Genomic DNA, 6,905 nt, shown 5'->3' with positions numbered 1-6,905 from the left:
GCCGACGCGGCGCATCCCTCCGGAGACCGGGGCAATGCGCCGCGTCTCCGGTCCCGCGCCGGGACAGGACCCTCGCGCGAGGGTCCTGTCCTCCGCGGGCGTGCTCGGCCCCGGCCCTAGCCCTGCCGCGCCCCGCCCATCATCGCCTGCATCCGCGAGAGCTGCGCGATGTGGCGCTGGATCAGCGGGATCGCGCCCGCCGCGATGCGGCGCAGCGCCGGGTCGTCGCCGGATTGGGCGTAGGAGCCGTGGATCTGGTAGGCTTCCTGGTGGCCCTGGAGCGAGGCGTTGACGAACATCGCGTCGTAGTCGGGGCCGCCCGGCATGCCGGAGAGCTGCGACAGGATCTGCGCCTTCTGCTCGTCCGTCGTCATGCCGCCGGGACCGCGTCCGCCGGGCGCACCCAGAGCGCCGCCGACCACGCCGCCGACCGCGCCGCCGGTGGCCCCCGCGACACCGCCCGCGACCGCCAGCGGCGCCGCGACCAGGCCGCCGACGAGGCCGCCCGGACCGGCGGGCGCGCCGCCCGCCATGGGACCGCCCGCGCCCACATACGGATCGAGCTTGCGGGCGAGGTTGACCTGCTCGGTCACCTCCGCCCGGCTGAACGCCTTGACGCGCGGGTTGCGGGTCTTGGCGTGGGCGTCGCGCGCCGTGTTCTCGAGGAACAGGCCGCCCTTCGTCGCCATGGCAAGGTAGACGGGAGCCGGGATGGCACCGGCCGGCGCCGGCTGGGCCAGCGCCGTGCGGGTGACGGCCAGCGCCGCCGTTGCCGTCAGCAGAGTCGTCAGAAAGTCGCGCCGATGCATGGTCTCGGATCTCCCGGTCTGGAAACGACAGCCGGGCGCCGATTGTCTTCGAGCGATGCCGGAGTCTGACGGGCGAAACCTTCGCGAAATCAGCAATGTTCCTGGCGGCCGGGAGCGGTTTCGATCGAAGACGCTCACCCGACCGGGCCGGCCTTTCGGAAGTGCTTCAGTGCCCGGTCGGAGGGCGCAGGCGGGCCATGCAATGCACGTCGTCGAAGCGGCCGTTGCGGAAGCTGGCGGCCCTGTGCGTGCCCTCGATGACGAAGCCGAATTTCTCGTAGAGGGCGATGGCGCGCGCGTTGTCGGTGAAGACCGTCATCTCGATGCGCGAAACGTTGATCCAGTTGTCCGCCGTATCGATCACCGCCGCGAGCAGGCGCGAGCCGATGCCGTTTCCGGCGAAATCCTCGTGGACCGCGATCCAGAACTCCGCCGCGTGCGCGCGCCGGCCGTAGAAGGGGCGCAGGGCCGCCGCCCCGACGACGCGGCCGTCCCGCTCCGCGGCGAGGTGGAGATCCCGCGGCGAGCGCGGCTCGGCCCATTTCTTCACGGCCTCGAAGGATTCGTAAGGAAGGGCGAGGGTTCCGAGCCGGAAGGCGGGCTGGTTGTAGATCTCGAAGAGATCCGGCGCGTCGGCCTCAGCCATGGCCCGTATGATCACGTCCCCGTCGCGTCTCATGCCGCTCATTCCGGTCTCTGGCTCCCTGCGAAGGTGTTCTTGGCTTTCCCGAGGACGGGCTCACGTCCACTCGAAGCGGAGCGTCTCGCGGAAGGCGAAGCGCTCGATGTGGCGCACGACCACGTCGCGCAGGTCGGGCAGGTGGGCGGGATCCCCTGCGGTCAGGTCGATCGTCAGGGTCTCGGCGTCGGCGGCGAGCCGGGTCTCACCGAGCGGCAGCGCGATCCGGGCCTCGGTGGCGCTGAACTCGGTCTCGAAGCGGTGAGCCCAGTGCTTGCAGAGCTGCTGGAGGTAGCGGCCGGCATGCGGGGTGCTGACGACGGCGTGGCTCTTCGTCACGGAGGTCTCCTTGATGTCGGGTCAGCGCGCGGCGTGGCGGGGGCTCGCGGCGCGCCGGCCCGCGGTGGCGCTGCGCACGCGAAAAAGGTCGGTCGGCAGGACCGAGAAGCTGGCCTCGCCGAACCACTCGAGCGAGCCTTCCGCCTGCGGCGGCAGCGTCTTCAGGAAGGCGCCGTAATCCAGCGCACCCTCGAACAGGGCGGTCATGCCCTCGCGCCGCCCGGCCGCGGCGTAGACGTTGGCCGGCTCGAACACCGGCAGGTCGGCGCGGCTGCGCACGTTCTTGAGGTGGTAGTAGTCGATATGCGGAGCGAGCCGGTCGTGGGCCGCGAGCGGGTCGTCGCCGCCCTCCCAGACGTGGAGCGTGTCGAAGTTCACCTTGAGGTTCGGGTGATCGACCGCCGCCAGCAGGTCGAGGAGCGAGGCGGTGGTGTCGGCGAGCGTGCCGGGATGCGTCTCCACCACCAGCCGCAGGCCCTGGTCGGCGAGCTGGCCCGCCGCCATCCGCAGGCGCCCGGCGACGTGGGCGCGCTCCTCCGCCGAGGCGGCCGCGCTGCCCTTGGTCCCGGCGAAGGTGCGCAGCCGCGGCGCCCCCCAGCTCCGCGCGAGCCCGGCGAGTTCGGCCGTCCGCTCGGTCAGGGTTTCTTGCGGCGCGTCGAGGGGCAGGTAGTCGCTCAGCATCGGCACGCGCAGGCCGTAGGCGGCGAGCCACTCGGCGTGGTCGCCGGGGCCGAGATTGCGGGCATGCACGCCCCAGAGTTCGATGCCGTCGAAGCCGTGGCCGCGGGCGAAGCGGGCCAGCTCGCCGATCGACACGAGATGGTGGCGGAAGCTGATGGTGCAGAGCGCGATTCTCATGCGGAGAGCCTTTCGCGGGAGGGCGTCGCGCGGAAGGGCACGGCGGCCTGACCGGGCCCTGTGCCGGCCTGCCGCCACGCCGCGTAGGCCGCGGCGAGCTGCCGCTTGATCGCGAATTCCTGCGCGTCGAGGGCGTCGAGCCGCGCGAGGACGGCGGCGACCCCGGCGGCGTCCTCTCCCGCTTCGCCGGTCCGGGCGAGCTTCAGCACGGCGTAGTGCAGGGCGGTGAGGCCGTTCACCAGGGCCTCGATCTCGTCGCAGATCCGCTGGAACTCCGGATCCGGCCAGCGCAGGGCGCGCCAGAAGTAGGCGAAGCCGTGCTCGTAGGCCCATTTGCGGATGGTGATGACCGGCAATTCGCGCAAAGCCGCGCCGAGATCGGCGAGCCGCAGCCCGCCGCGCTCCTCGGCATGGGCGAGCACGATGGCGCGGGCCGCATCGATCAGCGGGTTGGTGTCGAGCCGGAAGCAGGCCTCGAAGAAGGCCGTCAGATCCGCCTTCGTCGGCGGATGGGCGCGCGAGGGATCGAAGCGGTAGCCGCCGGCGACGCTCGGCTGGCGGATGGCGTTCAGCATCCGCTCGCGCTCGATCACGCCCTCCCAGCGAAAGTCGGGGTCGCGCACCTGCCAGAGGTCGGGATCGTCGGAGAGCGACACCAGCAGGTAGTGCGGGAAGGGGTTCTGGTTGAACTTGTTCTCCCGCTCGGGGAGGTGGAACATGTCGAGCATCACCATGATGCCCTCGTCCGGCGCCCGCCGCTCCATGAGGGCGAGCAGGGTGGCGACGTTCTCCTCCTTCGTGCGGGAATGGTCGTACCAGGACACGAGCGGCACGCCGTAGAGCCGCTCGAACCAGTAGCGGAACGACTCGTGGTCCATCGCGTCCGCGTGGTAGGCGAGCCGCGAGCGATCGGTGATCGCGAACTCGGCGTCCCAGATCAGGGCGTAGAACGGGCGGTGGTCGATGCCGCGCGTTTTCAGCCCGTCGCAGACGCAGCTGACGAAGCAGTGGATCTTCAGGTCGTAGGGCATCGCGCCGTGGACGCCCTCGGAGGGCGCCGCCGGTTCGGCCGGCACCGCATCCGACGCCACATCCTCCTGCGCGCCCGGCGCCAGGAGCCGGGCGAGGTCGGCGACGGTCGAGACGTCCTGCCGGTTGATCGCCTCCTCCGGAACCGAGACCCCGTGCGTCATCTCCAGCGCCAGGATGAGCTGAAGCAGCTGGACGGAATCGAGGTAGAGATCCTCGTTCAGCCGCGCCTCCGGCCCGAAGCCGTCGAGATGGGGATGGCGCATCTCCTCGCGCAAAACCGTGCCGATGGCCGCGATCAGCGTCTCGCTGTTCATGCCGGAGTTCTTGTCGACGCTCACGCCACCGCCTCCAGGCCGCCGTCCCGGTACTGCGCGGCGACCGCGCGTCGAGAAATCTTGCCGTTGGCCTCGCGCGGGATGGCGCCGACCTGCACCGCCTCGACCGGCACCTGATGGCCGGCGAGCCAGCGGCGGCACCAGTCCTGCAGGGCGCGGGGCGGCACGGGGCTCTCGGCGCTGAACAGCAGCGTCACCCGCTCGCCCGCGAACGGGTCGGGCCGGGCGAAAGCGACCGCATCGGTGACGCCGGGCATGGCCATCACCACGTCCTCGACCTCGCCGGGATAGACGTTGAGGCCCGAGACGTTGATCGTGTCGTCCTTGCGCGCGACGAAGACCAGCATGCCGTCGGGTTCGAGATAGCCGAGGTCGGCGGTGCGGACCGTCCCGCCCTCCCCCTCGACCACGATCTCCGCCGGGGCCTCGGGGCCCGTTCCCGCGCGGACGCGGTGGTGCGGCAGCGGGCGGCCGATGGCGTCGGCCCGGCGCAGATCCGGATTGATCGCGATGCAGCCGGCTTCCGAGCAGCCGTATTGCTGGAACAGGTGGGTGACGCGCCCGCGGATGGCGGAGAACCACGGCGCCGGCAGGAGCGTGCCCGAGACCATCGCCGCGTGGATGGCCTCGCCCTCGGCCAGGAGCCGGGCCAGCGTGTGCAGCATGGCCGGCGCGGTGTAGAGCACCGGGCGCTCGATCTCGCGCAGGCGGCGCAAGAGGTATTTCGGGTTGGTGGTGTCGAGGATCACCGGTACGCGGCCGCGGCGCAAGCCGACGAACAGGCCGCAGATCAGCCCGTAGGAATGGGTGATCGGGCAGGCGATGACCGGTGTCATCCCGTCCGGCTCGGGGAAGGCCGAGACGTAGCTCTCGACCTCGCGCGCCACCGCGCTCCAGGGGCGGGCGATGCATTTCGGCTCGCCGGTGGTGCCGGAGCTCATCTGGAGCAGCTCGCCCTCCCCCGGAACCGGGGCGGCGGCCTCCAGGGCCTCGCCCTCCAGGCCGTCGAGGAACAGGCGGTGGCAGCCGGCGCGGGCGGCGAGCCGGCGCGCGCCCTCGTCGGGCAGGGCCGGATGGATCGGCAGCAGGCTCGCCCCGCATCGGCGGGCGGCGAGGAGGAAGGCGAGGGCCTCGGCGGTGTCGCGCAAGCGCGCGGCGACGCGCTCGCCGCTGCCGCCGCGCAAGCCCGCCGCCGCCTCGACGCGGCGGATGGCGGCCTCCATCTCGTCCGCGGGGATGGTGCGGCCGTCGATCTCGATCATGCGGTCTCCGGAAAGGGCGTCGGGGGGCGGGAACAGGGTGTTGGGGGCGTCAAAGCTGCCCCGCGCCTCGCCGAGCCCGAGCTTGCGCGACAGCAGCGCCTCGACCCGCAGCCGGGGCGCCTCGACCTGAAGCCGGGCGAAGCGCGCCTCCAGCCCGTGCGCGGCCGCGTGCCGCCGCAGCCGCCGGCCGAGGCGGCGCCAGAACGCCGCCTCGTCGAGGCCGTGCCGGCGTTCGAGAAGGGCCGTGATCTCGCTGAGGTTGAAGACGAACAGGCTGTCGGTGACGAGTTCGGCCAGCGTCGCGGCGGAGCGCATGGCGTGGAAGCGGTCGTCCGCCGGGCCGGCATGGGCGGGGTCGATCGCCCCGAAATCCGGCACGCGCTCCGGATCCGTCATGAAGTCGGGGGCGTATTCCGCGCTCTCGTGGAAGTCGCGCAGGATCACCCGTTCCGGCCAGCCGTCGCGGTGGACGAGGATCATGTTCTGGCCGTGCGCCTCCAGGGCGACGCCGTGGGCCGCGAGCAGGTGCCAGACCGGCACCACCGCGACCTCGACGAGGCGGTCGAGCCAGGCGTCGCGGCCGTAACGGTCGAGCCAGGGCGCGACGAAGGTGGTGCCGTCCGCCTCGCGGACGCAGAGCGCGTTGAACGGCACGGCCGCCTCGCCGGGAGCGAGGCGCGGGCTCTCCCGCCAGATCACGGCGAGATGCCCGGCGAGCGGCCCATCCCGGTCGGCCAGCGCGGCGGCGTATTCGCGCAGCACGGCCACGCGCCCGCGCAGCAGGGGATCGCCCGCGACGATGGCGGCCAGCCAGTCCGACAGGGCCGGGCCCGTCAGCACGAAATGCGGGTCGAGGATGCGCAGGCTCGAAGTCGAGACGACGCTCAAGGAGAGCTTCACGCTCGCGGCCAACGGATCGTCGAGGTTGTGCAGCGTGCGCAGGGACTGGCTCGCGCCGTAGCGCGGGCCGGCGGTGCCGAGCGCGACCGCGCGGCCCTCCGCCAGCCAGGGGCGCAGGGCCTCTCCTTCGAGCCGGCGCATCTGCCAGGGGTGGACCGGCAGGAGCGCGTGGGTGTCGAGGGAATGGCCGGCCGCGCCGAGGCGGCGGATCAGGTCCTCCGCTTCCCCGCCGAGTTCGGCCCGCCAGAACGCGGCCTCCGGGCCCGGCAGCGCGAGGGCGAGTCCATCCCGGCGCAGGGCGAGCCATTCGAGGCGGAACGGCGCGGCGGCCTCGGGTCCGTAGCGGCGGTGATCGGCGAGGGTGAAGCCGGTGCGCGCCTTGAAGCTCGGATGGTAGGGATGGCCCTCCCACAAGGCCGCGTCGAGCGCGGCGAAGGGCAGGGCGCGGCGCTCCGGCGGCGTCAGGTTCCGGGTGTTCCAGCGGCAGAGGTCGACCGTCTGCTCCAGCTCGGCCCGCAGCCGCGCCCGGTGCTCGGGGGCGGCGGGAAGGGCGTCCACCAGGGCGGCGAGGTCGGCGGGCGCCCAGGCACCCTCCCCCTCCGTCCTGTCGCCGCCGGCCATCTCGACCGCGTCGCCACCGCGCCGACCGGTTTCCCGCCGGAACTGATCGCGGAGGATCTGCGCCTCGCCG

At 72.6% G+C, this 6,905-nt stretch carries 6 protein-coding genes; all 6 read right to left on the bottom strand.

Features of this window, described 5'->3' with window-relative positions; genetic code table 11:
* Positions 1 to 116: 116 nt before the first annotated feature.
* On the bottom strand, positions 117 to 809 hold the full coding sequence (locus MFF42_RS01690; protein ID WP_238254035.1) for a DUF4142 domain-containing protein: 693 nt from the start codon (positions 807 to 809) through the stop codon (positions 117 to 119).
* Between the two features lie 166 nt (positions 810 to 975).
* Positions 976 to 1,497: a GNAT family N-acetyltransferase gene (locus MFF42_RS01685; RefSeq protein WP_238254033.1), complete on the bottom strand. Its 522-nt coding sequence runs from the start codon at positions 1,495 to 1,497 to the stop codon at positions 976 to 978.
* Positions 1,498 to 1,548: 51 nt separating this feature from the next.
* The gene (locus MFF42_RS01680; RefSeq protein WP_238254031.1) at positions 1,549 to 1,827 is read right to left on the bottom strand and encodes a DUF2218 domain-containing protein; all 279 of its coding nucleotides are present in this window, start codon (positions 1,825 to 1,827) and stop codon (positions 1,549 to 1,551) included.
* A gap of 21 nt (positions 1,828 to 1,848) precedes the next feature.
* Positions 1,849 to 2,685: a sugar phosphate isomerase/epimerase family protein gene (locus tag MFF42_RS01675; protein ID WP_238254029.1), complete on the bottom strand. Its 837-nt coding sequence runs from the start codon at positions 2,683 to 2,685 to the stop codon at positions 1,849 to 1,851.
* The gene (locus MFF42_RS01670; protein ID WP_238254037.1) at positions 2,682 to 4,031 is read right to left on the bottom strand and encodes a DUF6005 family protein; all 1,350 of its coding nucleotides are present in this window, start codon (positions 4,029 to 4,031) and stop codon (positions 2,682 to 2,684) included. Before MFF42_RS01670 ends, MFF42_RS01675 begins: the two co-directional genes overlap by 4 nt.
* A gap of 20 nt (positions 4,032 to 4,051) precedes the next feature.
* Positions 4,052 to 6,905: IucA/IucC family protein (locus tag MFF42_RS01665; RefSeq protein ID WP_238254027.1), on the bottom strand; the 2,854-nt coding region annotated here is incomplete at its 5' end.

Origin of the sequence: Methylorubrum podarium, assembly GCF_022179745.1 — a bacterium.
Taxonomy (GTDB): Bacteria; Pseudomonadota; Alphaproteobacteria; order Rhizobiales; family Beijerinckiaceae; genus Methylobacterium; species Methylobacterium podarium.
Note: the sequence above shows the minus strand (reverse complement) of the source record. Positions and strands in the feature narration are given on the sequence as shown.

Excerpts from the sequence above, each read along its gene's own strand:
- MFF42_RS01670 (WP_238254037.1), bottom strand. The coding sequence starts at position 4,031 with ATGAACAGCGAGACGCTGATCGCGGCCATCGGCACGGTTTTGCGCGAG.
- MFF42_RS01685 (WP_238254033.1), bottom strand. The coding sequence starts at position 1,497 with ATGAGCGGCATGAGACGCGACGGGGACGTGATCATACGGGCCATGGCT.
- MFF42_RS01675 (WP_238254029.1), bottom strand. The coding sequence starts at position 2,685 with ATGAGAATCGCGCTCTGCACCATCAGCTTCCGCCACCATCTCGTGTCG.
- MFF42_RS01690 (WP_238254035.1), bottom strand. The coding sequence starts at position 809 with ATGCATCGGCGCGACTTTCTGACGACTCTGCTGACGGCAACGGCGGCG.